The organism is Pseudoalteromonas byunsanensis (genome assembly GCF_001854475.1).
Lineage (GTDB): Bacteria > Pseudomonadota > Gammaproteobacteria > Enterobacterales > Alteromonadaceae > Pseudoalteromonas > Pseudoalteromonas byunsanensis.
On record NZ_MNAN01000028.1, the window covers coordinates 249,342 to 273,489 of the forward strand.

Sequence of the window (24,148 nt, forward strand, 5' to 3'; positions counted from 1 at the left end):
TGAGCAACCAACAGGACTGCAATATAGTAGCGGTCGCCTATTAATTAGCGACCGTTAATTAGTCCAAAGGTGGGGCACTTTGGTCAGTTCGTAAGACTTTAAACTTTAAATCGGCAAACTACCTCATCTAAATCTTGGGTTAATTGATATAAAGCTTCACATGCAACGAGACTACTTTCTGCTGCATCTGCGGTAGATGCCGTAACATCACTAATCCCTACCACATTGTTATTGATTTCATTAACGACCACATTTTGCTGCTCTGTTGCTGTGGCAACCTGAGTGCTCATGCTCTCAATGATATCAACTGATTGATCGATAGCGCTCAGTGCTTCGCCAGCCTTGGTCGATGATGTCACGCTTTTATCCATTTGTAGCCTGCCTGTTTCTATCGCTTTAACCGCATTTTCAGAGCCACTTTGCAGCTTTTCAATCATTTGTTGAATTTCTTCGGTCGATTTTTGAGTTCTCATTGCCAGGCTTCGCACTTCGTCAGCCACCACCGCAAAGCCTCGCCCTTGCTCTCCGGCACGCGCTGCTTCAATGGCCGCGTTTAGAGCTAGCAGATTGGTTTGTTCTGATATACCGCGGATAACACTTAGTATTGTTCCTATTGATTCTGTGTGCTGCGCCAGCTCATTGATAACTTGTGCCGAGGTAGTCATTTCACTGGCGAGTTGCTCAATATAGCCAATGGTTTTTTTGACAACAGCGTCACCTTCAGCCACTTTGGCAGATGCGTTCTGAGCAGCAGATGCGGTTTCTGTTGCATTGCAGGCTATTTCTTCAATAGTTGCTCCCATTTGAGTCACGGCTGTGGCAACTTGTATGGTTTTATCACGCTGCACGGTTAATTCTTTTGAAGTTTGCTTATTCAATTCGTTAACTTCCTGGACTTTGTCGCGTAGCTGGTGGCAGCTTTGTTGTACCTGCTGAATAATGGTATGCAGTTGCCCGGTAAAGGCGTTGAAATTGGTGGCCAGTGCACCAAGCTCATCTTTGGATTCAACCGGTAAACGTTGTCGCAGGTCGGCTTCGCCTTTAGCAATTTGGGATAACGCCAATGAAATTCGCTCTATTGGAGCGCTAATCCCGCGGGCGACAAAAACTGAAAGGAACAAGAACAGCACAACAACTATCACCGCAATTAGAGCACTATTTCTGGTGGCCTGACTTAAGGCTCCAAACACCTCGTTTTGAGGTATTACGCCGATAACATACCAGTCAAGTGCAGCGATGTAATCTGAAGCAGCAAAGTAGGCTTTGCCGTCAATTGTTGCATCTCGCAGCGTAAAAGATTTATGCCCTATCAACTGGTTAGCTTGTTCTTTTAAACCTGGCATTGAGTTTAAAGATGCTTTGTCAACTAACTGTGTATCAGAGTGGATCTTTACTTTGCCGTCGCCAGATACCACAAATGCATAGCCGGTTTGGCCAATTTTGAAGTTATTAATATAATCGACTAGTCCTTGCATGCTAACCCCCATGCCAGCGACACCGATTGTTTTACCACTATTTTTTATTGCATAGTTGATGAATAATGTTAGCTTGCCTGTAACTTTATTTGGGCCGATGCCGGTATCATAATCGGGATTTGACTTAAAAAACTGAAAGAACCAACTGTCTAAAGGTTGAGATTGTGACATGGTCTTAATGTAACCATCCTGAGTGAAATAGTCCTTGGTTTTCCATGAACCAATAAATGTTTCTCCTGCATTATTAGCGCTATTTAATCTTGCTAGGTATGCCTGTAAGTCATTACGGTCGGCTTTGGGTTCGCCATTTTCGAGCCATTTTATTAAATAATTATTCTGCGCAATTTGTTTGGAAGCATTGATACTACTACTCATTTCATTTTCAATTTTGAGGCGGACAGTTTGCATTACAAACGGCAGTTCATCCTCCTCAAGCCTGTCTTTAAGAACGTTAGTGGTAAGAATATTGTTTAAAACAGCCAGAATACTTATAGCGAGCAGTAAAGCGGTTGCCATAGACACTATCAATTTGTATTTGATCGAGAGGTTTTTAAAAAACGTAAGCATAGATTAGCCCCCTAAGTATTGTGGTGACTCGGTTCACAGCGATACCGCTAAACAAAGATTAGATGGTATTTGTATTTACGCCATCATCAGTATTGTTTTTTAATCAACACTGGTGATCTATGTGCTCGGTTTAGGGAATGTTAGGTAGCACCTTGTAACAATTTGGCAAACAGTACTAATCTAGAATCGGTGCCTCACATTTTGCTGAAGACTTGGTCAAAATAATTGACCGTTTTTTCGTAATTATTTGCCGTTTCGAGTCGAGTAAATTACGTATGCATAAGGCTTTGTTGTTGGAGCTTTTTATCTTGAAAAAATTGCTGCTTTTTTTATTGATATTTATAGAATCAGTGCTTGCAAAAGAAGTCATTGTTAGTCTTCCTCACAGTTTGCCACCTTGGGTTATAGATGACCGACGAGGCTTGGCACTTGATTTAGTGCGCGATACATTACAGCAAGCTGGCTATGGTTTTATGCCGGTGTTTGTACCGCTACAGAGACTTGATTGGGCGTTGAAACAAACCAATGTGGATGCGGTCGCTATGGTCGAGAATCAAGCAATTGAACACGTTTTTTACTCTCAACCTATTGGTGCATATGAAACAATTGTTGTTACGTTGCGTTCTAGACGTATTACAGTGAGCAGTGTTAGCAGTTTAGAGAATTTAGTCGTGATTTCATTTAAAGGGTCGACTGAGGTATTTCCATTACTGGCATCGGTTGCTAGCAAGAGTGATAGTTTTTTGGAAGTTACCGATCAGCAAGGCCAGGTTAGTATGCTATTTAAGCGTCGAGCGGATGCGATTATTTTGGATAGGAACTTGTTCGAATATTGGGCTAGGCAACATACCGATGTATCATTTCGACAACAAGTAGATATCCTGCCTTTAAACCGTATTATTCCTACCTCGCATAGCAACCCGATTTTTGTAGTATTTAAAGAGCAATTAATCAGAGACAGATTCAACACAGCGCTTGCCCAAATGCACTCTAATGGCAGTTTTGAGCAAATTTATGCTAAATACTTACGGCGCTAAAGAAGAGCGCTTTGAGTGTTTATAGTAAGTTGTAGATGTGGTCTGTTTAGTGTCAAAAGTGCAAGTATATTGAGGTCGAAATGATGAAAACACGTTTATCGTTATTATTGTTGGGCTGCTTCAGCATGCCACTTAACGCAGACGTTTTATGGCAGGATTTTAGTGTTAGTTATTTAAACGGCAGTAACTACCGAGTCGATGGCCCTGATAAACAGGTAATTACTTTTGAGCATGTAGCGGGCACCAGCTGGGGCGACAGTTTTTTCTTTCTAGATCATTTGCGCACAGACCACGGCAACAGTGAAAACTATTCTGAGTGGTCGCCGCGAATAAGTTTTGGCAAGTTGTCTGAGAAAACGCTGCAATATGGTGTTATTAAAGATGTGTTATTTACTAGTACGCTCGAGATGTCGTCGCAACGAACGAACTATCTATACGGGGTGGCTACAGACTTAGCTATACCGGGGTTTAACTACGTAAATCTGAATTTCTATCGGCGTAACAATGATGGTGTTGCTGACAACTGGCAGCTTACCACAACTTGGGCTTTACCATTTACATTGGGTAAACAGCAATTCTTATTTGATGGCTTTATGGATTGGAGCAGTGCCACTGAAGACCAAAGCGCGAGTATGAATATGACATCACAGCTTAAATGGGCTCTGCACCCGCTGTTTAACTGGAAATCTAAACTGTATGTCGGCGTGGAATATGTCTACTGGCAAAACAAATACGGCCTTGCGGACAGACCACAGTTTCGAACCGATGAATCTAACATCAATTTATTGATAAAGGGGCATTTTTAAAGACCTAAATCTAGGTGATACCTCTATTAAAAATCAAATGTGGCATTTTCTAAATATAGGCATTTGATTAGACGTTGGGTTAATAGTCGAACAGTACCGGTGTTTTAACCCAACACCGCATCTACGCGGCGCAGTACATCCGCCTGCACAAAGGGGGCCATCAGTAAGCGTATTGCCGATAATAAGCTGTAATGGTTTTCTTACAACTTCATCACCGCTTGCTCTGCAAAAGAGGCCGAGATTGTAAAAAACACCTTTGCAGATTGGCAGGATGTACAAGGCTTAGATGCCAAAATTTAATATTGTACTTGAAGTTATCTACGAGTGTGCCGGTAATGCTCAGCGTAGTTTGCAGAGTGTTCGGGATAGACTAGGAAAAAGTAAGTACAGTTTGTGATAGCTGGTGTAACTGGGTATGAGCCCATATTCACAAAGTTGGGTATGAGATTTTCTTAATTTGTTTACTGTGTTTTCAATACTCTAACTCGGAGTGTAAACAGTGTTTACGCTCCTATTCCAATTTCTCAATTGTTATTCTCTAATCCATCCAACACTCAATAAATATCGGTTTCCAGACACAACCTTCGTTACTGAGTGTTCAGATTTATCTGGCCGAAAAAACTTTACTCGTGAAGTCTCATAGATGGGGTTTTTACAAATAAACTGACCGCCACTTTTAGCTTCCTTGAGTACAATATTCAGCCTGTAGTGTTTACCTTTAGATACCTCATCTTTATGCGGTGGTATTTCACTTCCCACTGGAAACCTGAGCAAGTAGCAATCAAATTTAATAGGCCAATACGCCCCAGCAAGTAGCATTTTATCATAGCCAGATAGCTGCCTACCTTTCTGCCATTGTAACCAGTGGCTTAACATTCATTTCTCCTGATTTTCCAATATGTTATTTCTCTGAAATGGTTACTTTAAATATATTTAGACATTGCTGTCCAGCATCATTCCTTGTACTGCATCGAACGCTATAATTTTCACCTGTTCGCATAGTCAAATTGAATACATTACGAACTTCCGCACCACAGTTACCGCAAGTAACAGTGGTTGAGTTGTCTGGGTTTTCTATTTCAGGATGCACCTTTTCTTGCGGGTACACTTCCATAATGTTTAGCACTAAATCAGTCATCTTAATTCCTCCGTTTTTCCAATACTAAATAACCTTATTTTTATTATTTAGAACAGCAAACCAAACGGCTTTATCATCCCCGTATGTAAAATGAGCTTGCTGGCTTTTCATCAAGAAACTCTTTTATTGCTTTTGTTAGATTAATTTTAGTTTGTCCCAATGTAGTTGAGGAGTCTATTGAGTTGAAATCATATGGTGTTTGCAAAAGTTCTTTATGTTTTTGTTCATACTCTATGGACAGTACGGAGGGAACAAAAACTCGAAACTCGTAAGCACTATCAGAGCGCTGAATAACAAAATATGGGTCTTGAGCACTGATAAGATCAGAGCACGATGCTTTGTCACCAATGGCTTTTTCGATTACTGACTTTACAAAATTATCAAAATTATTCATCTTAATTTCCTTTTCAAAGTTGAGTATGTCTTTAGGGCTTTTCATTTCGCTATTTGGTGGAGTTGGGGGGTTAACTTAGTGGTTTTTACTGTCCTTTAAAATCAGTAATGCGCCTTGTAAACTTTCACTTGAGAAAATTTTGGCATTACAACATCTAAGCCTTTGTTGAGTGCTTCAAGGTCAGAATGTATGTTAATAAAGCCAAAATCTCCTGAAATCTTACGTCCCCCTTTTAAATGAACTTCTTTAAAGCCATTTTTCCCTTTTATCCTAGTGATAAATGATGGTGGGATGAACTTAGCTAATTCTGTTTCATACTTTGCGAACTTTTTATTACAAGAATCACATTCATTTATAGTAAAGACACTTTTGTTTCCAAGCATTTCTGGAACAGAGTGAGATCTGTTTTTGAAAGTTACAGAGTGGCTCTTACAAAATCTACACGAGTTAGCATTAGTGCCTATTACTTTTTTCGGCCAATCTAAGTTATCTTTTTGTGTGTGTAAAAATAAGCTGTTATTCAAGTTGGTTCTCAGAAATATAAAGAATAATATTAATCTCTTGTCTATCTATTGTCCAATTGGTGGGTTCTTAAGTATAAACCCCAAGCGAACTCTAAGCGTGAACTAAAAGAGTGGCATTCAGATTTGACTGTTTAGAAGTTTTGTCGAGGCTTAAAGTTCTTCGTTTTTATTTTATAACCAAAGTTCAAGGAGAGAACGATGGGATTAGCAAGGAAGCGACAAATCAGTTTGTCAGATACTCTATATTATCACTGAGAGCAGTTTCTAAATGTGCCTGTCCAGATAAGTTTCCTATGCCTATGAACCGCTAATACATGACAAGCGCCTGACTTATGTACCAGAGTGAGAGCTTGGATTTTGTTGATGGGAGTCAGGGAACAAGTCGAATCTATTTGCGTTAGAGATAGAAAACGACAATATGGCTTTTACATTAGACACAAAAAAACCATCGAAACAACGCTTTGATGGGTTATTTATTTCTCTATTTGGTGGAGCTGGGGGGATTTGAATATAGATATTAGATTGCTATAAGATATTGCTGTGACAAGAGTTATTCTGATAAACATAAGTGTGGAGCAATAATTGTTCTATAAAAGCTTTAATTTCACTATCTGTGCTAGCGAATTTTTGCGTAAGAACCCCTGCTAGTTACAGCTGAAATAGTATAATTATAACAAAGGACTTGGTGCAATCATGTCAACAAAAATAAGTTCTAATAACCTCTTTCATTTCACAAAAAATATCGAAAGTGTGATGGGAATCATATCTGAAGGGTTTCGGGCGGGTTATTGCGAAGAAAATTTTAAACTAACGCAAGAGGGTTATTATAATTTCTTTGTGCCTATGATTTCATTTTGTGATATTCCCCTATCCCGGGTCCATGATCATATTAATAAATATGGCGGGTACGGAATAGGAATGAATAAAGAGTGGACGATAAGAAATCAATTGAACCCTGTAACTTACATTTCTGTTGGGTCTTATCTCGCTGAAACTTTACAACAAGTAGTTTTGGAGGCCAGAAATGTGGAAATAGATGGAGACTTAGAACCAAATTCGAGAGCAAAGATTCCACTCAATATTTTGAGATTTGTTAAGAATTATGAAGCTGATCTTGTTAGAGGGGAAGTTACTACAGAGAATTACCGCTTCTACGACGAAAGAGAGTGGAGGTTTGTACCTGAATGGAGTAGTGATTTCAAACCTTATATGCCACCTAGGGAGTGGTGGGAAAGAGATGAAAATAAAGCTTATAGTCAGGTAGCCTTTGAAAAATATAAGGGTGAATTAGCAAAGTTGAGACTGGCATTAGAGCTAAAGGATATTAACTACATAATTCTTGAAAAGGAGAGTGATAGGTTAAAAATGATCGAGTACCTAAATGACAACTTTGCTGATAACTCTCAAATTGAAATTGTCAAATCTAAGCTTCTGACTAAGGAGCAAATTGAGAACGATTTTTAACACGAAAAAGCCGCTAATCAGCGGCTTTTTCGTGTCAGTTCCAAATCATGCTCTTTGATGTAGTTGCCATAATGCCTAAATAACATTTCGGGCCCATTTGATCAGCTACCCACCACAAATTACGGCCCTCACTAATCAGCATAGTCGCGAAAGTGTGGCGTGCTTGGTACGGGTGGCGGTATCGCACTTCGCTTTTTTTAAGTATGGGGAGCCAAATGTTTTTACGGACTTGTACAGTATCAGGTGAATGTCGTTGTGTATTTTTTGCAGTTAGGGTCACAAAAATTCCTGTCTCAAATTTACTCCGACAGCATCATATAAGCTATTTGAAAACAAAAAAGCCATCAAAACTAAGTTTTGATGGCTTTTCATTTCGCTATTTGGTGGAGCTGGGGGGATTTGAACCCCCGTCCGGAAAGCGTCGACCTTCGGTCCTACATGCTTAGTATCGTCTATTGGTTAACCTTTAAGTCTCGGACGAACACGATAAGTAAAGGCGAGGCCGCTTGGTTTTAGCCCTTCAACCCCGGCCAGGGTTTCCGTAGCGATCTTATGTAGGGTGACACTCCAGAACCAGAACCATAAGCATTTCTTGGAGGAGTGCTAGCGGGCTATTATGCCGCTAGAGCGTAGTTATCGTCGTTTGCGATTACTTTAAATACGGCTTTTTTACGAGGCCAGCCGCACCTCGACATGCACCTTAGGCTTCATGAATCCCGTCGAATCCTAATCAGCCCCTGAATACTTTCATTCAGTAAGTAAAGCCAGTATAGCGCGTAAGTAGGTAGTTACTCAAGGCCCTTTTTTGGATAACTTTTTAAATATGAATTGCTTGGGTGATTATTGTACAAAGTGCATTTACAATCGTTTATAATTTGTGTGCTAATGTGGACATATATTGCTTAACATTGTTGCATTGTTGTGCTCAAATGGCTTAGTTACGTTGTCAATAACAAAGTGGATTTGTTTTCGTAGGAATTAAGTCGATGTCGTTGTTTCGTTATGATAAAGATATGGGTGCGGTGTATTTACTCTCTCATCCATCAGAATCTGGTTTTCCAGCGAGTGCTTCTCAGCTGGTTGAATTGCTTGAGCAATCTGAATTTGCAGATTTTGATATTATCCATGCAAACATCGGCAAACTGTTTACAAGTCGAGACTCAGACAACGAATCCCTCGTGATTGCCATGGCCATTGGTGCCGAAATCTCTATCCGTGTTGATGATAATAATATGATTGCTGAGGCAACCATAGTCACCGCCCGTGGTGGTAATATGATTTCAATGGACGCGGCAGAGCAAGCATTAAAAGATGCAGGTGTGAAACATGGCATTAACAAAACCGTGCTTGAGCAATTTTTAGCGCAACAATTAGAATTGCCAGCAGGTGAAGTATACAAAACCATCGTCGCTCATGGTCGTCGTGCTAAAAATGGCGATGATGCCAAATTTGTGCGCTTGTGTATGACAGCGCAGGACAGAGTGCTCAGCCCTCAGGCCAAAGAGGGTGGCAAGGTTGATATGCGTGACCTTGGCGCCATCATCACCGTAAAACCCGGTGCCCCACTGATGAAGCGTATTCCACCTACTAAAGGTGAAACCGGTTATACCGTATTTGGTGATGTACTCGACCCAAAACCAGGCCGAGATTTTGATTTACAGGTGCTTGAAGGCACTAAGCTTGACGAAAATGACCCCAATATTTTAGTTGCTGACTCTAAAGGCGTACCAGTGGCTGTGCCGCGAGGTATGCGTGTTGATGACGTTCTATGCTATCAAAATGTGGATGTAAGCACCGGTCATATTGAATTTGATGGTAGTGTGATTGTCAGCGGTGACGTTAGAGACGGCATGCGTATAAAAGCCACAGGTGATGTGACCGTGATTGGTTTTGTTGAATGTGCCCAGATTGAAAGCGCGGGTGCTGTGACTATTATTCAAGGTGCTATAGGCAGAAAGCGCGCCGATAATGACGAGTTCTCGTGCAGTATTAAATCTACACGTACGGTTTCGGTGGGTTATGCACAATATTGTCTAATCGAGACGCAACAAGATTTGCTCGTTGAGCGCCAAGCTTTGCACTGCGATTTATCGGCAGGGCGTTTAATTCGTATTGGTAAGGGCGAAAACCCTAGAGGCAAGTTGATAGGTGGTAATGTACTTAATGCACTGCGCCTTGAAACAGGTGAGCTAGGTGCACCATCTGGTACACGCACTCGCATTGCCATTGCACAAAATTGGTTTGAACTAAAAGAAAAGCAAAAAGAATTCAGAAGCTTTGAAAAGCGTTTGACTGAAAAGGTGATGGAGCTGTCTAAAGCTAAAGCCAAGGCAACTAAGTCTCCGCAATCAAGTAAGCGTGACGAGTTTTTGAAAAAACTAGAAGCGAGCGAAAAACAGCTCGATCTTCACTACAAGCGCAATCAGCGCAACATCAGAATCATTCAGCAAAAATTAGCGCGCCTGCTGCACAGTTGCCGTGTTAAAGTCAATGAATTAATGCATCCTGGCATTGAAGTGACCATTGCTAAAGACTCCAAACAATTTACTCGTATTTATCCGCCGCATATGGTCAGGCTGGACGAAGGAAAGATAACTCAGCAATTTAATCTGTAATCATTTTGTTGTCATAAACCCTCTAAAGTACACTCCTATTTACACTCACACCAGTGGAAGTGCTTACTAACCAAAACAATAGGGTTTTGGTTATCTGTTTATATCTTCATATTTTCCATTTTTCGTTGTTAGGTCATTATTTGGTCATTTTACATTTTTAGACTAAATTTATGGGTAAGGGTTGACACCGGTGTCAACGATATGCGTTAATACAGTGACACCGGTGTCAGGTTGGGGTGAGAGACAACCTGATAGCGTACCTTTGAACGGGTAAATCAAAATGTGCTCAGTGCAAGGATTGGAGTGGAGTCTTTAATCGCGCTGAGCCTTTTTCCTCTAACCTATATAGAGAATGAGTCGAATATATGTTGCATCCTCGAGTTAAAGAAGTTACCGAACGTGTTATTGAGCGCAGCCAAAAAACACGTCACGCCTATTTAGACCGCATCGAAAAAGCAAAAAAACAAACGCGCGTTAGAGCAGGCCTTGGATGCGGCAACATTGCTCACGTAATGGCTGCATGTACTAGTGATGACAAAGCTCGTTTAAAAGCTGACGAGCAGCCAAACCTAGCGATCATTAATTCGTACAACGATATGTTGTCAGCGCATGTACCTTACAAAGAGTATCCAGATTTAATCAAACAGATTGCACAAAAATATGATGCCACAGCACAGGTTGCTGGCGGTGTGCCTGCTATGTGTGATGGTGTTACCCAAGGCCGAGATGGCATGGAATTGTCGCTGTTTTCTCGCGATGTGATCGCCATGTCTACCGCCGTTGCGTTGTCACACGATGTGTTTGATGGCGTATTTTGTTTGGGTGTGTGTGACAAAATTGTCCCTGGGTTGTTGATTGGCGCATTGTCGTTCGGTCATCTGCCAGTATATTTCTTACCAGCAGGGCCAATGCAGTCGGGTATTCCAAATAAAGAAAAGGCGCGTGTTCGTCAAAAGTTTGCACAAGGCTTAGTAAGCCGTGAAGAACTGCTTGAGGCTGAAAGTGCGTCTTATCACAGCGCAGGTACTTGTACGTTCTACGGTACAGCAAACTCAAATCAAATGTTGATGGAAATCATGGGTCTACACTTACCGGGTAGCTCATTCATCAACCCATATACAGAATTACGAGATGGCCTAACTGGCAACGCGGTAGAGCGTATGCTTCAGCAGCTTGTTGACAGCAAAGATGCTAACTGTTTAGCCGACGTTGTGAGCGAGAAAACCGTGATTAACGGTTTAGTTGGATTGTTGGCAACAGGTGGTTCGACAAACCATGCGATTCATTTGGTTGCTATGGCAAAGGCGGCTGGCGTACAAATCACTTGGAAAGACATGGCTGACTTGTCTGAAGTGGTGCCACTGTTAGCGCGTATCTATCCAAACGGTTCGGCGGATGTGAATCACTTCCAAGCCGCGGGCGGTATGGGCTTTTTGATGCGTGAACTGCGCGATGCTGGATTCTTACACAATGATGTCAAAACCATCGTTGGTGAAGGTCTTGATGCCTATACTCAAGAGCCAGTATTAGCCACTGATGCGAACTTAATCATCACCGATAGCAATGGACCAAGTAAAGTAAAGTGGATACCAGTACCTGAAAAGTCATTAGATGAAGAAGTACTTCGCCCTGTAAATAATCCGTTCAGTAAGCAAGGTGGTTTGCAGTTGTTGACGGGTAACTTGGGTAAAGCGGTAATTAAAGTATCTGCTGTTTTAGAAGAACACCGTGTGGTGAGTGCCCCTGCAAAAGTCTTCAGCTCGCAAGGTGCGCTGCAAGAAGCTTTTACAAATGGTGAGCTTAATCAAGACTTTATCGCGGTACTTAAAGAGCAGGGCCCCAAAGCAAAAGGGATGCCTGAGTTGCATAAGCTAACACCGGTAATGGCTACATTACAGGATCAGGGCTTTAAAGTTGCCATTGTCACCGACGGACGAATGTCTGGTGCATCAGGTAAAGTGCCCGCGGCAATTCATTTAGCACCAGAAGCAGTTGAAGGGGGCGTGATAGCCAAGATCCGAGAAGGTGATTTGATTACTTTAGATGCGCCAGCTGGTGTTTTAAAAGTGCATGTATCTGACGAAGAGTTGGCTAATCGTGAAGCGCAATTAACACAGCCAGAAATGACTTACGGTACAGGCCGAGAGTTGTTTGCTGGATTTAGAAATATTGTAAGCAGTGCAGATTTAGGCGCTAGCGCCTTTGGTATTGAAGAATAATAAGTGCATTGGGAATGAGGAAGGTTATGAGTATAGAAAAGATTTTATCATCGGCACCCGTGGTTCCTGTTGTTGTCATCGACAACCTAGAAGATGCCGCGCCGCTTGCACAAGCGCTCTATAACGGCGGTTTAAAAGCACTGGAGATCACCTTGCGTACACCAGTTGCAGCACAAGCGGTAAAAATTATGAAAGAAACTGTGCCAGATGCCTTCGTAGGCACGGGCACCGTGGTTGATAGAGCCACCTTTGAAGCATCGGTTGCAGCAGGTGCTGATTTTATGGTCAGCCCAGGAGTAAACGACGAGTTATTGGCGCTTGCCAAAGAGTCTGACATTCCATTTTTACCTGGCGCTGCAACACCAAGTGAAGTGATGAGCCTTGCCTCTCACGGTTTCAAGTTTCTTAAGTTTTTCCCTGCCGAAGCCGCGGGTGGTACAGCAATGTTGAAATCTATTGGTGGCCCCCTACCACAGGTAACGTTTTGCCCAACTGGGGGGATCACGCTAGAGAGCGCGCCAAAATATTTGGCATTGAACAATGTAATTTGCGTTGGCGGCACCTGGATGTTGGACAAACAGCTTATCGCTAACAAAGACTGGCAAGCCATTGAAGCGCTTGCAAAACAAGCAAGTGAAGTTAAATAATCAAGGGGAATCGCAGCATGATCAACGTCGCAATTAATGGCTATGGCCGTATCGGTCGCAATGTTTTACGAGCGCTTTATGAGTCAGGCCAAAATGAACAAATTAAAATCGTTGCTATCAACGATTTAGCACCAGCAAATGTAAATGCCCATCTGACTCAGTTTGACTCAGTACATGGTCGTTTCAACCAAACAGTAGCATTGCATGACAACACACTTGTTGTTGGCAGCGATGAAATTACCTTAACGCAAGAGCGTGACCCTGCAAACTTGCCGTGGAAAGAGCTGAATGTAGATATCGTTTTAGAGTGTACTGGCTTGTTCACATCAAGAGAAGCGGCTGCTAAACACATTGAAGCGGGCGCGAAGAAAGTGATTGTATCTGCGCCTGGCACAGATATGGACGCAACCGTTGTACACGGTGTAAACAGTGATGTGTTAAACGCACAAAGCAACATTATCTCTAATGCTTCTTGTACGACCAACTGCTTAGCGCCCGTTGCAAAAGCGCTTAACGATGTCATTGGTATCGAACAAGGTAGTATGACAACCATTCACGCTTATACCAATGATCAAAACCTTAGTGATGTTTATCACCCTGATTTGTATCGTGCCCGTAGCGCGACTCAGTCAATGATCCCAACGAAAACGGGTGCGGCTAAAGCGGTAGGTTTGGTATTGCCTGAACTTGCAGGTAAGCTAGACGGTATGGCGGTACGTGTACCAACCATCAACGTCTCTTTGGTTGATTTAACCTTTATTGCTAAGCGCGAGACAACCATTGAAGAAGTGAATCAGGTTGTTAAAGCGGCTTCTGAAGGTGCCATGGCAGGTATTTTGGAGTATAACGAATTACCTTTGGTTTCTATCGACTTTAACCACAATCCTGCGTCGTCAGTGTTTGATGCAACGCAAACTAAAGCTGATGGCAAACTTGTTAAAGTGATGGCTTGGTATGACAACGAATGGGGTTTTTCAAACCGCATGTTAGACCAAGTAAAAGCATTGGGTCAGTTTTTGTAATATCCCACACGCTAGTCATTATATTAAAGAGCCGCTGTATAGCGGCTTTTTAATTTGCCTATTACATGGTAGCATCCGCGGCCGTTTCTCTTTTGCCTTAAAGCCTATGAATCAGTTATCGCGTATAAGCATGTTGCTGTGCTTAATTATTATTCTGAATACATTAACAGGTTGTAAAAGCTCAGCTGTTGCTCCTGTGAGCAACGAAGAGCACGATGAGAAATTCACTTTACTCATACAGCAATACAAAAAAAGTAGTGATGCAGTAAGCTACAAAGAGTTGTTTAATGCTTACTTGTCTACGAGTTTTATCAATATGTCGGCTAAATTAGATGCTCAGTATTTACAGCAAATGGAGACCATTAGTTTAGACCCAACGCTTAAGTGCGATGATTTCATCGATTGGCAACGGTATACCGTCAATAATTTTTTCTCGGTCAAACCGCATCTTTCAGCCGCATCCTGTTACGAATCAATTGGCGATTTAGAACAAGCTCAATACCATGCTCAAACGGCAGAATTTCTGATAGAAGGAATTAAAAGTAGTGGTTCTGGAGAGCAATATTATACTTCTTATGAGGTGGTTCTATGGGATGATGCATATGATTTCATAGAGTTGTCTGAATTTGAAGTTATTGATGTGTATGCAAAAGCAGGCGACCAATACCAAAGTGCTTATCTCATCTTTGTGGTCAATGACAGGTCAAGTGGTCAGCAGAGGGAAATAATTTTTGAAAATAATCGTGTTGTTCATAGGTTGCTAGATATACCTTATCCTTTTGCAGCACTTAACAATAGCATAGAAACAAAGCTAGTAGAGCCGCTTATAGAAATTTCATCGGCAATGAAAATGCTACAAGCAGGCACTTTTGCATCGCGCGGAGAATGGCATAAGGCTGCTTCGCTCTTTAGCGAAGTTGCTAAACAGCAAAGTGCAGTAGCGAACTATAAGCTGAGCTTGTTATGTTTAAAAGGGGTGGCAGCAGATGTTATGACGCAAGAGTGTAGCCAATACGCGTTACAAAGTGCTGATATGGGTTACCTCAATGGTCATGCGTTGCTGTCTATTATGTACGACCATGGACTTAGTGTTAGCAAAAATGCCACGCTAGCTGATTGGCACCGACAAGCGGCAATACAAGGTAGTACAGCAGGGCAAGTTTGGTATGAACAAGCTAAGACAGTCAGATTAATAGATGGACAGTTCACTAACTATTATCTGACTAAGGCCGCTTCTTTGGGGCATTTAGGGGCGCAGTATGAAATGCTAATCCAAGATACTCGCGATGATGAAAATAAAATACCAAAAAGGCTGCAAGGTCTATTACCGCTAGCAGAGCAAGGTTATGTACAAGCTCAAATTATGCTAGGGAGAATGCTCGTCCAACATGGTAGTCATGATTCTGAACAATTATTGCAGGCAAAATATTGGATTGATAAAGCCGCTGAATCTGGTGAATCGAGTGCGCACTACTTGAAAGGTCAAGCGATGCAGTATGGCTACTTTTCAGAAAAAAACCTTACTGAAGCCTATAAGCACTACGAAAAGGCGGCATATCAGTTTCACCCATATGCACAATGGAAACTTGGCGAATACTATTTATCATCTAAGACACCGCTTATTGGGGTGGCTTGGAATGGTATGTGTGCGTTAGCTAAGATTGCTGGCTGTCAATATAGCTTAGGAATGTTCTACAAAAATAACCTTCTCGCTTACGAAAAAGCATATGCATACTTTAACTTGGCGGTACAACAGGCTCACGCTAAAAGTGAGTATGAATTGGCTTATATGTATGAGCGAGGGCTGGGTGTAAAAATAGATATTAGCAAGGCAAGAGCGCTATATCAGCGCTCGTGTAAGCAAAATTATACAAAGGCATGCAAGGCACTGACTAACCTATAAGTGCAATTATGCCTCGCTCACTACCGATAACCTACAGTGAATTACCTGTTGTAGGTTCACTATCTGTTGTAGGTTCACTGTCTTCTACCACTGGCAACGGCCAACCGCCTAGCTCTTGCCATCTATTCACAATATGACAAAACAGCTCCGCAGTGCGCTCTGTATCATATAAAGCTGAGTGTGCTTGAGCGTTGTCAAACTCAATACCTGCCGTGCGACAGGCTTTGGCAAGAACAGTTTGCCCCAGTGCTAAGCCAGCTAATGAGGTGGTATCAAAGCTAACGAATGGATGAAAAGGTGTGCGTTTGATATTGTTACGCTCAATGGCAGCATTTAAAAAACCATGATCGAATGAGGCATTATGGGCGACCACAACTGAGCGCGAACAGCCCGCTGCTTTTTGTGCTTTTCTTACCATTTTACAGATCTCTTTAATCGCATCTGCTTCTGGGACCGCACCACGTAGCGGTGAGAAAGGGTCTATTCCATTAAACTCTATGGCAGATTGCTCAATGTTGGCACCTTCAAATGGTTCAACATGAAAGTGTAACGTTTGATCTAAACTAAGGATGCCTTTTTCGTCCATTTTTAAGGTCGTAACGGCGATTTCTAACAAGGCGTCAGTATCTTTATTAAAGCCTGCGGTTTCTACGTCGATAACTACAGGAAAGAAGCCACGAAAACGTTGTGAATATAGAGTTTGCTCTTGATCTGCCATAATCTTATTGGTTGCTAAATTTGAGCCGCCCATTATACAAGGTGCATCAAAATATGCGAATCAGAGTTTATGAGTATGGTAGAGTTGTGGGCATAATTATTGCATTCTATGAGCGTAGTAGTGACGCCATAGCAATAAATTGGCAAAGCGGAGTAGAGCGGTGAGTATACGGGTTAATATTTTTGGAGTTGGAGTACTGATGGTTGTGATGAGTCAGCCGCAGGCGGCAATGCGGCAATATAGCGCCGATGCTGACTCATCCCATTGGGCAGTTGATAAAAAAGCGCGACTCGAATGTAGTCTAAACCATGAAGTTCCCTATTATGGTGAGGCGGTTTTTAGTGTGACTGCGAGCAAAAATAAAGATCTGACCTTTAACCTCGATATGGTAGTGCGTCCTGAGACGTATGCATTTGCGGGCTTACAATCGGTTCCTCCTGTGTGGCGTGCTGGTGTGCCTGCCCGTGATATTGGCCAAATGCAGCTACTGAAAAAATTTGATGGTGAGCTAGATAATGTGTTGTCTTGGGAAATGCTCAGTGAATTAGAAAAAGGGTACTTTCCTACTTTTTATTATAAAGATTGGCAAAACAGTCAGGATCAGATCTCTGTCGCTTTATCATCAGTCAATTTTAAGCAGGCCTATTGGGCATTTTTGCAGTGTAGGGACAATTTATTAGCTTATAGTTTTGAAGATATTTCATTTACAGTAATGAACTATAAGAAAAACTCAAGTGAACTGACAAAGTCTTCACGCAAGCGTTTGGACATGATAGGTGAGTACCTTAATAATGACCCGAACATCGAATCAATTTACATTTCTGCCTACACAGACAGTCACGGTGGACGCTGGCCTAACTTGGAACTTTCTCGTAGGCGCGCCGAGGCAATCAAAGAATACATTACCGCAAAAGGTGTTGCAGCGGAGCGTATCGTGACTGAAGGGTTGGGTGAAAAGCGTCATGTGGCACCCAATGACAATGAAATTGGCCGTAATCGCAACCGCCGTGTGGTCATTCAAATCTCCCGACCTTAATGGTTTTGAGTAACATAGTTATAAAATAACGCCGCTGAAGAAGCGGCGTTATTGATTTTAAGCGCTTAAACCTTATTACGAATGAGGTCTCGTACCATAAACCGGTTTGGGTGAATTGCTTGGTGAACACGCTCGCTATATGGACGAGGCTCGTTACATAAACTAGCCACTAAATGCTCGGTTGCCAGCGGGGCACTGCACAAGCCTCGCGCACCAAAGCCTGTGACAACATAAAGCCCTGCATATGGCTGTTGGGGAGCTGTAAAGCCATAGTGTTTACCTTTGCGCAGATTAGCAAAAGCTGCCATCAAGTCTTGATTGTCAGGCACTTGCCCTAGCATGGGGATATGATCTGCAAAACAGCAGCGAACAGCGGCTTTTGCACCGCTTATCTGGCCTAATGTAGAGGCAAAGTCACAATCACCATAGAATTTATTAAGCTGTGCACGGTTACTGTAATTGTCTTGTTCAGTCACATTGCGGCTTTTGCTGTCTTTTTCAAATGTTGCACCCATGCAATGAAGTCCTTCATTGGCGGGCGTAAAGTAGCCTTTGTGACATAGTACAGTTTGCAACTTTGTAGAGTGTTCGCTTGCTTGAACATGAGACACCTGACCGCGTACTCCTTGAATGGGAATGGCACTTGTTTGCTCAAATCTGTCACTGTGTTCACCACCACACACAAAAACATCGCTAAATGGACCGAATGACGCGCTGTGTGTATGCAACAACCAACCATTATCGGTTTTTTCAAGGCGTTCGATATCGGTGTTAAAGTGGGTTTGACAATATTCTTTTTGTTTCACTGCGTCATAGATGGCCTGTGTAAGCTGAGCAGGGTTAACCCACCCAGCTTGTTCGATAAAAAGTCCTGAATACGGCAGCGTTACCCCTGCGATGTTGCTTGCTTGCTCAGTGGTGACGCTGCGGATCAGTGCCTTGGGCCAGTTGTGTTTTTCTACAAGGTTTTGTTGCTGTGCTTGTTTTGCGTCACTGACGGCTTGTAGTAACACGCCACACCAGTTGTGGTCGTAATCAAAGCCTAAGTCTGAAATATGTTGATAGAAGCGTTTAGAATACAAAAAGCTATGAGCATAAAACTCACTAGGTGGTGTATTGTCAGCCTGTAGATTAGGGTAAATCGCACCTTGGCGGTTGTGAGACGCGCCCTTGGCCAATGCGTCATCCTGACAAAATAGTGTACTTTTGATATTTCGCTTACTTAGCTGGTAAGCAAGACAGGCGCTGGCGATACCGCCACCAATGATTGCGACCTGACTAAGTTGCGACGGGGTCGTCGCGTAATACTCAGGTGTGCTGGCGTAGTCATTGGCTTGGGCAAGTGTGCCGACGACCATTTCTCTTTTTCTACCATAACCTTTTACTTTTTTGCACTCAAAACCTGCTTGTTGCAGTCCTCGGCGCACAAAACCTGCTGCGGTAAAGGTTGCGAATGTGGCGTTGCTACGACTCAAGTTTGCCATTGCATCAAATAATGATTGTTGCCACATGTCAGGGTTCTTGCTCGGAGCAAAGCCATCTAGAAACCATGCATCAACAAGAGCGGTGTTTTGGCAACTTATTCCAGGAAGTGAATCATGGACATCTCCAAACCATAAATCGAGGGTAACATTACCTTCATCAAATTCTAATCGGTGACAACCAGCCAACGCCATTGGATATTGAGCGCAAAGCTGTTTTGCATAGGCGCTTAAAGTTGGCCACGCGGCAAGCGCTTTGACAAGGTCTGCGTGATTTACTGGAAACTTTTCAAAGGAAATAAAATGCAATCGAGGCAATTCATGTTCACTTTGCAAAGCATTATATTGTTGCCAAGCATTGAGGAAATTTAAACCTGTACCAAAGCCTGTCTCGGCGATAACAAAGTGTTTTTGATCATGTTTGGTTAAGCGTTCGGCGATATGATTCTGGGTGAAAAACACATAATGTGACTCAGCGAGTCCGTCATCATTCGAAAAGTAAACATCGTCGAAGTTGTCGGCTACAGGTGTACCCATATCATTAAAGTGAATTTTTGCGTTTTGGATCATAAAGCAACGAGATAATTAAAACTTTGCTATATTTTACGCGTTTTATCTTGCTACGTCCGTTGTAATTTGTGCTAATTTAATTCAGAGTACGTGTGTACGCTGGAAAGCTGACCACTTCGTTATTAATTTCAGCGTAGAATAACCACAATTAAGTAAAGACTAAGGGAATTTACCCATGAGAAGAGCCGTAATTACGGGGATCGGTGTTGTTTCTAGCATCGGCAACAACAAGCAAGAAGTATTGGAATCTTTGAAGGCAGGCAAAAGCGGCATTGCATTCAACCAAGAGTTTGCTGACTATAAATTACGTAGTAACGTTTCTGGAAACATTGATATCGATGTGAAACAATTTGTTGATCGTAAGGCACATCGTTTTATGGGCGATGCGGCGGCATACTCATATATTTCAATGGCTCAGGCGATTGAAGATTCCGGTTTGACGCAAGAACAGGTGTCAAATGAGCGCACTGGTTTGATTGTTGGTTCAGGTGGCGGTTCATCAAAATATCAGGTAGAAGCGGCAGACATCTTGCGTGAGAAGGGTGTAAAACGCGTTGGGCCATATATGGTACCTCGTACTATGGCAAGTACAGCATCAGCGTGTTTAGCAACACCGTTCAAAATCAAAGGTGTTAACTATTCTATTAGCTCTGCATGTGCAACATCTGCACATTGTATCGGGAACGCGGTTGAACAGATTCAACTTGGTAAGCAAGATGTGATCTTCGCCGGTGGTGGTGAAGAACTGCACTGGACTCTAGCAATGGAGTTTGATGCTATGGGCGCGTTATCAAGCAAGTATAACGATACACCGGAAAAGGCATCTCGTACATACGACGCTAATCGCGATGGCTTTGTTATCTCTGGCGGAGGTGGCATTGTGGTAGTTGAAGAGCTTGAGCATGCTTTGGCTCGTGGCGCACATATTTATGCTGAAATAGTCGGTTATGGTGCCACTTCTGATGGCTACGATATGGTTGCGCCATCTGGTGAGGGCGCAGTACGTTGTATGAAGCAAGCATTGGCAGGTGTTGAAGGGCCAGTGGATTACTTAAATACACACGGAACGTCTACTCCAGTAGGTGATGTAAAAGAGCTTGGCGCGATCCAAGAACTATTTGGCGACAAGTCACCTGCAATCAGCGCAACGAAAGCAATGACCGGTCATGCATTGGGCGCTGCGGGTGTACATGAAGCGATTTTCTCATTACTAATGTTAGAAAATAACTTTGTGGCGCCGTCAATTAATATTGAAGAGCTGGACGAGCAAGCGAAAGGCTTGGATATCGTGACTGAGCGTCGTGATGTTGAATTGAACACTGTGATGTCAAACAGCTTTGGGTTTGGTGGCACAAACGCGACGCTTGTAATGCAAAAATATAAAGGCTAAGTCTGAGTGCTTGGTCTTGAAGCCTCGCTTTTGCGGGGCTTTTTATTGCCTGTCAGGAGACATGTTATAAATAAGAAAGCCTCTAAACAGAGGCTTTTATATTTATCTGGCTTTGTGTTTCATTAATCGTTCTTTCTCACGAGACCAGTCTTTCTCTTTGGTATCAGCACGTTTATCATGCATCTTCTTACCTTTGGCCAGATGAAACTCTAATTTGACCCAGCACTTTTTCCAGTACATTGCTGTGGCGATAAGAGAGTAACCCTCACGCTCAGTAGCACCAACGAGTCTGTCAATTTCACGTTTGTTAAGAAGTAATTTTCGATATCGCATTGGATCGCAAATTACATGTGTAGAAGCACTATTTAGCGGTTGAATCTGACTGCCTAATAAAAATGCTTCACCATCTTTGAGATGAATATAAGTGTCGGAAATATTGACCTTACCAGCTCGGATGCTTTTCACTTCCCAGCCTTGTAGTTCAATACCCGCTTCGAATTTATCGTTTAAAAAATACTCATGACGCGCTTTTTTGTTTAACGCGATAGTATTGCTTGTTGATTTAGATGATTTTTTCTTTGCCATAATGGCCTAGTTTACCTAGAAAAGAGAATAGAAAACAGCGCTTTTTTTATTTTGCCGTTTATTTTCCCTTAGCGGGGGGTCACATACAAGATAAATCTTAAAAAGCTTGCTAAAATCGGCGCAAATGAATTGGAGTACCTATGCCACAAATAGAAAAAACCGCGTTGGTGATGTATAGCACCCAAGAAATGTTTGATTTAGTCAATGATGTTGATGCTTATCCCGCTTTTTTACCCAATTGCTCTGATGCAAAAATACTACAAGCAAATGAACAGAGTATGACGGCAAGCTTAGAGATATCTAAAGCGGGGCTGAAAAAATGGTTTACCACAAAAAATAGTTTTGATGGAATGACTGTACATATGCAGTTGGTTGAGGGTCCGTTTAAATCATTACACGGACACTGGCAATTTACGGAGCTGGACGACCAAGCTTGTAAGGTAAGTTTAAAGCTTGAGTTTGAGTTTGCTAACAAACTGATTGAAATGGCGTTTGGCAAGGTATTTAACGAAGTAGCAAAGAGCATGGTTGCAGCATTCACGCAACGCGCTAAAACGGTATATGGGGCCAGATAATGATTAAAGTTGAAGTGGTATTTGCCATTCCACACAAAGCAACTTGTATAGAAGTAGATGTGGCTGAAGGCACTTCTGCTGAGCAGGTTGTGATGCAATCAGGTATTTTAGATAAGTGCCCAGAAATCGATGCTACTAATCTAACTCTAGGTATTTGGAATCGAACCGTAAAAAACCATCAAGTGGTAAAAGAAGGTGATCGCATAGAAATTTACCGCCCCTTGATAGCCGATCCGAAGGACGCAAGACGCCGCAGAGCTGAAAAGGCTAAAGAAGAAGGACGTGCGAATAAGATAACAGGTGGACGTCCGTTAAGTTAGCTCACATTGTTAACGTTGAGTAGGTAAGCATTACCTATAGGGCATTAAAAAAGGGCGAAACCGCCCTTTTTAGCTGATCAGCATATGTTTACTGATCCAGTGGAATATTGAACGATTCTGGTTCGTCAAAATCACCCGTTATTTTTGTTAGCTTATCGCCATCGAAATGAACTGTAAGCGATTTACGTTGTTCCGATTCACGGTCAATATTAAATACATAAGCATAATGCCACTTTTGGTTGTTAAAAGCGTCTTTAGCGATAGGGCTACCGAGGACGAACAACACTTGCTCGCGAGTCATATTGACACGTAGTTTATCTACATCTGACTGCTCTAAAAAGTTACCTTGTGGCACATTGATGCGGTATACCCAACTTGAGCAACCAGATAACATCACAGTAATTACAACAGCACTGAGCCATACAGAAAGGGATTTATTAGACAGCATGTATTTGTGTATCCTTATTTTGTGTTATTTGCATGATACTGATTAAGCGCAGAAGGTAAAGCTTCTTGTGGAACTTCGACCATGCATGCAGGAAAAAGTTTCTCTATAGTAGGTATTTTGACATGGTGACAGAACCAAAAAACACCAGAAAATGGTTTGTTTATATTGTAGAAACAAAGTTTGGTCACTGGTATACGGGAATAACCACGGATGTCGCGAAGCGATTAGAGGCACATAGTTCAGGTACTGGTGCTAAAAACTTAAAAGGAAAGGGACCATTAACATTGATATTTAGTCATCCAGTGGGTGACAAAAGTGAAGCCAGTAAATTAGAGTGGCAAATAAAAAAGCTATCAAAGACACAAAAAATTCAGCTGGTGCAATCTAAAGGGCAATCAAGTAACGCGACCATAAAATCACTAATGAAATTGACTACGTGTTGATACTTTTCAAAATCTATTTGCTCAATTGTATCTTTGACACTGTGATGGTTTTTATCTTCTCCCATGCCAAAATACAAATAGGGCAGTCCAGCTCGGTGAAAAGCATAGTGATCACTTGCTTTTAACCAATCGACACGCTCGGTGCCGACTAGTCTACGCATTCTTTGTGGTGAGCTTGCGAGTTTTAATTTAAAGTCGTCTGCTTGTAAACGCGTTAACACGTCGACATAGGGCTTAGCTGTGCGTGAGTGCATTACATAGAGTGTGCTCTTTTGATTTAATGCCAACATATCTAGGTTAATATTAAGCGCATACTCCTGTTTATTTATCTGGCTGGCGTAATGTTTAGCACCATGAAGCCCTTTTTCTTCGGCGTCAGTGGCAAGTAATATAACTGGATAAAAGCGTTTAGCATTTTTGAGTTGCTGCGCAACAGCCAATAAGGCAGCGGTGCCGGAGGCATTATCATTCGCGCCTGCGTAGATTTTACTGCCTTTCGTACCCAAGTGGTCATAATGCGCAGAAACAACAATCGCTTTGCCACAGCGCTCGGTATTGCAGGGGAGTTTTGCGACGACGTTATGACCGAAGGCTTGTGAGCTGAAGCCACTTTTGAAAGAAAAGCGTTGGTACTGTGTTTGAAGCCCTAACTGATTAAATCTCTCATAGAGAAATTGAGCGCTGATATTAGGCTCATCGCTGCCAGCATTTCTGCCCGCGTGTGCAGGGCTTGTGAGGGTCACTAAGTCATTGAATAGTTGTTGCGACATC

Annotated in this window: 23 protein-coding genes and 1 other RNA gene; 13 read left to right on the forward strand and 11 right to left on the reverse strand. The window is 42.3% G+C overall.

Going from position 1 to position 24,148, the window contains the following annotated elements; genetic code table 11:
* Nucleotides 1–98 precede the first annotated feature (98 nt).
* Nucleotides 99–2,042 carry a methyl-accepting chemotaxis protein gene (locus BIW53_RS08765; protein ID WP_070991468.1) on the reverse strand — a complete coding sequence of 648 codons (1,944 nt, stop codon included), beginning with the start codon at nucleotides 2,040–2,042 and terminating at the stop codon, nucleotides 99–101.
* A gap of 308 nt (nucleotides 2,043–2,350) precedes the next feature.
* On the opposite strand from BIW53_RS08765, the gene BIW53_RS08770 reads away from it, so the two are divergent.
* Complete coding sequence (locus tag BIW53_RS08770; protein ID WP_175442110.1) at nucleotides 2,351–3,079, forward strand: substrate-binding periplasmic protein; 729 nt, start codon at nucleotides 2,351–2,353, stop codon at nucleotides 3,077–3,079.
* An 80-nt stretch (nucleotides 3,080–3,159) separates the two neighbouring features.
* A complete protein-coding gene (locus BIW53_RS08775) occupies nucleotides 3,160–3,885 on the forward strand; it encodes an outer membrane protein OmpK (protein ID WP_217495708.1) in 726 nt (241 codons plus the stop codon).
* A gap of 531 nt (nucleotides 3,886–4,416) precedes the next feature.
* Here the strand turns inward: BIW53_RS08775 and BIW53_RS08780 are convergent.
* The 4 genes from BIW53_RS08780 to BIW53_RS08795 all read right to left on the reverse strand — a co-directional run bounded on the left by BIW53_RS08780 (nucleotide 4,417) and on the right by BIW53_RS08795 (nucleotide 5,941).
* Nucleotides 4,417–4,761 (reverse strand): 2OG-Fe(II) oxygenase family protein, encoded by a 345-nt coding sequence (locus BIW53_RS08780; protein ID WP_070991470.1) that lies wholly within the window; start codon nucleotides 4,759–4,761, stop codon nucleotides 4,417–4,419.
* 25 nt (nucleotides 4,762–4,786) lie between these two features.
* A complete protein-coding gene (locus tag BIW53_RS08785; RefSeq protein ID WP_070991471.1) occupies nucleotides 4,787–5,023 on the reverse strand; it encodes a hypothetical protein in 237 nt (78 codons plus the stop codon).
* 73 nt (nucleotides 5,024–5,096) lie between these two features.
* Nucleotides 5,097–5,417, reverse strand: a complete 321-nt coding sequence (locus tag BIW53_RS08790) for a hypothetical protein (protein ID WP_070991472.1) — start codon at nucleotides 5,415–5,417, stop codon at nucleotides 5,097–5,099.
* Nucleotides 5,418–5,518: 101 nt separating this feature from the next.
* Nucleotides 5,519–5,941 (reverse strand): hypothetical protein, encoded by a 423-nt coding sequence (locus BIW53_RS08795; protein ID WP_139158812.1) that lies wholly within the window; start codon nucleotides 5,939–5,941, stop codon nucleotides 5,519–5,521.
* Nucleotides 5,942–6,634: 693 nt separating this feature from the next.
* On the opposite strand from BIW53_RS08795, the gene BIW53_RS08800 reads away from it, so the two are divergent.
* A complete protein-coding gene (locus tag BIW53_RS08800) occupies nucleotides 6,635–7,405 on the forward strand; it encodes an abortive infection system antitoxin AbiGi family protein (protein ID WP_070991474.1) in 771 nt (256 codons plus the stop codon).
* Between the two features lie 381 nt (nucleotides 7,406–7,786).
* On the opposite strand, the gene ssrA is transcribed toward BIW53_RS08800, so the two are convergent.
* Nucleotides 7,787–8,143: a transfer-messenger RNA gene (gene ssrA / locus BIW53_RS08810) on the reverse strand.
* A gap of 248 nt (nucleotides 8,144–8,391) precedes the next feature.
* On the opposite strand from ssrA, the gene BIW53_RS08815 reads away from it, so the two are divergent.
* The 5 genes from BIW53_RS08815 (at nucleotide 8,392) to BIW53_RS08835 (ending at nucleotide 15,811) form a co-directional block, all read left to right on the forward strand.
* Complete coding sequence (locus tag BIW53_RS08815; protein WP_070991476.1) at nucleotides 8,392–10,020, forward strand: flagellar assembly protein A; 1,629 nt, start codon at nucleotides 8,392–8,394, stop codon at nucleotides 10,018–10,020.
* 365 nt (nucleotides 10,021–10,385) lie between these two features.
* A complete protein-coding gene (gene edd / locus BIW53_RS08820; RefSeq protein WP_070991477.1) occupies nucleotides 10,386–12,239 on the forward strand; it encodes a phosphogluconate dehydratase in 1,854 nt (617 codons plus the stop codon).
* A gap of 26 nt (nucleotides 12,240–12,265) precedes the next feature.
* Complete coding sequence (eda, locus tag BIW53_RS08825) at nucleotides 12,266–12,886, forward strand: bifunctional 4-hydroxy-2-oxoglutarate aldolase/2-dehydro-3-deoxy-phosphogluconate aldolase (protein WP_070991478.1); 621 nt, start codon at nucleotides 12,266–12,268, stop codon at nucleotides 12,884–12,886.
* Nucleotides 12,887–12,903: 17 nt separating this feature from the next.
* On the forward strand, nucleotides 12,904–13,908 hold the full coding sequence (gap, locus tag BIW53_RS08830) for a type I glyceraldehyde-3-phosphate dehydrogenase (protein ID WP_070991479.1): 1,005 nt from the start codon (nucleotides 12,904–12,906) through the stop codon (nucleotides 13,906–13,908).
* A 106-nt stretch (nucleotides 13,909–14,014) separates the two neighbouring features.
* Nucleotides 14,015–15,811, forward strand: coding sequence for an SEL1-like repeat protein (locus BIW53_RS08835; RefSeq protein WP_084228107.1), 1,797 nt, complete (start codon nucleotides 14,015–14,017; stop codon nucleotides 15,809–15,811).
* Between the two features lie 31 nt (nucleotides 15,812–15,842).
* Here the strand turns inward: BIW53_RS08835 and rnt are convergent, their stop codons facing one another.
* Entirely contained in the window at nucleotides 15,843–16,529 is a 687-nt protein-coding gene (gene rnt, locus BIW53_RS08840) for a ribonuclease T (RefSeq protein WP_070991630.1), read from the reverse strand.
* A 199-nt stretch (nucleotides 16,530–16,728) separates the two neighbouring features.
* Here rnt and BIW53_RS08845 point away from each other — a divergent pair, with 199 nt between their 5' ends.
* On the forward strand, nucleotides 16,729–17,565 hold the full coding sequence (locus BIW53_RS08845; protein ID WP_084228108.1) for a flagellar protein MotY: 837 nt from the start codon (nucleotides 16,729–16,731) through the stop codon (nucleotides 17,563–17,565).
* Between the two features lie 65 nt (nucleotides 17,566–17,630).
* On the opposite strand, the gene mnmC is transcribed toward BIW53_RS08845, so the two are convergent.
* Nucleotides 17,631–19,616 carry a bifunctional tRNA (5-methylaminomethyl-2-thiouridine)(34)-methyltransferase MnmC2/FAD-dependent 5-carboxymethylaminomethyl-2-thiouridine(34) oxidoreductase MnmC1 gene (mnmC, locus tag BIW53_RS08850; protein WP_070991482.1) on the reverse strand — a complete coding sequence of 662 codons (1,986 nt, stop codon included), beginning with the start codon at nucleotides 19,614–19,616 and terminating at the stop codon, nucleotides 17,631–17,633.
* 175 nt (nucleotides 19,617–19,791) lie between these two features.
* Here mnmC and fabB point away from each other — a divergent pair, with 175 nt between their 5' ends.
* Nucleotides 19,792–21,006, forward strand: coding sequence for a beta-ketoacyl-ACP synthase I (gene fabB, locus BIW53_RS08855; protein ID WP_070991483.1), 1,215 nt, complete (start codon nucleotides 19,792–19,794; stop codon nucleotides 21,004–21,006).
* A gap of 102 nt (nucleotides 21,007–21,108) precedes the next feature.
* On the opposite strand, the gene smpB is transcribed toward fabB, so the two are convergent.
* Nucleotides 21,109–21,591: an SsrA-binding protein SmpB gene (smpB, locus tag BIW53_RS08860; protein ID WP_070984725.1), complete on the reverse strand. Its 483-nt coding sequence runs from the start codon at nucleotides 21,589–21,591 to the stop codon at nucleotides 21,109–21,111.
* 140 nt (nucleotides 21,592–21,731) lie between these two features.
* Between smpB and BIW53_RS08865 the strand changes: the two genes are divergently transcribed.
* Together BIW53_RS08865 and BIW53_RS08870 are read left to right on the forward strand one after the other, a co-directional pair.
* Nucleotides 21,732–22,166: a type II toxin-antitoxin system RatA family toxin gene (locus tag BIW53_RS08865; protein WP_070991484.1), complete on the forward strand. Its 435-nt coding sequence runs from the start codon at nucleotides 21,732–21,734 to the stop codon at nucleotides 22,164–22,166.
* The gene (locus BIW53_RS08870; RefSeq protein ID WP_070991485.1) at nucleotides 22,166–22,486 is read left to right on the forward strand and encodes an RnfH family protein; all 321 of its coding nucleotides are present in this window, start codon (nucleotides 22,166–22,168) and stop codon (nucleotides 22,484–22,486) included. Before BIW53_RS08865 ends, BIW53_RS08870 begins: the two co-directional genes overlap by 1 nt.
* A gap of 88 nt (nucleotides 22,487–22,574) precedes the next feature.
* Here the strand turns inward: BIW53_RS08870 and BIW53_RS08875 are convergent, their stop codons facing one another.
* Nucleotides 22,575–22,934 carry an outer membrane protein assembly factor BamE gene (locus BIW53_RS08875; RefSeq protein ID WP_070991486.1) on the reverse strand — a complete coding sequence of 120 codons (360 nt, stop codon included), beginning with the start codon at nucleotides 22,932–22,934 and terminating at the stop codon, nucleotides 22,575–22,577.
* A gap of 122 nt (nucleotides 22,935–23,056) precedes the next feature.
* Here BIW53_RS08875 and BIW53_RS08880 point away from each other — a divergent pair, with 122 nt between their 5' ends.
* On the forward strand, nucleotides 23,057–23,377 hold the full coding sequence (locus tag BIW53_RS08880; RefSeq protein ID WP_070991487.1) for a GIY-YIG nuclease family protein: 321 nt from the start codon (nucleotides 23,057–23,059) through the stop codon (nucleotides 23,375–23,377).
* Here the strand turns inward: BIW53_RS08880 and BIW53_RS08885 are convergent.
* A complete protein-coding gene (locus tag BIW53_RS08885) occupies nucleotides 23,305–24,147 on the reverse strand; it encodes a M28 family peptidase (protein ID WP_070991488.1) in 843 nt (280 codons plus the stop codon). The two genes, BIW53_RS08880 and BIW53_RS08885, sit on opposite strands and share 73 nt — an antisense overlap.
* Nucleotide 24,148: the final 1 nt, after the last annotated feature.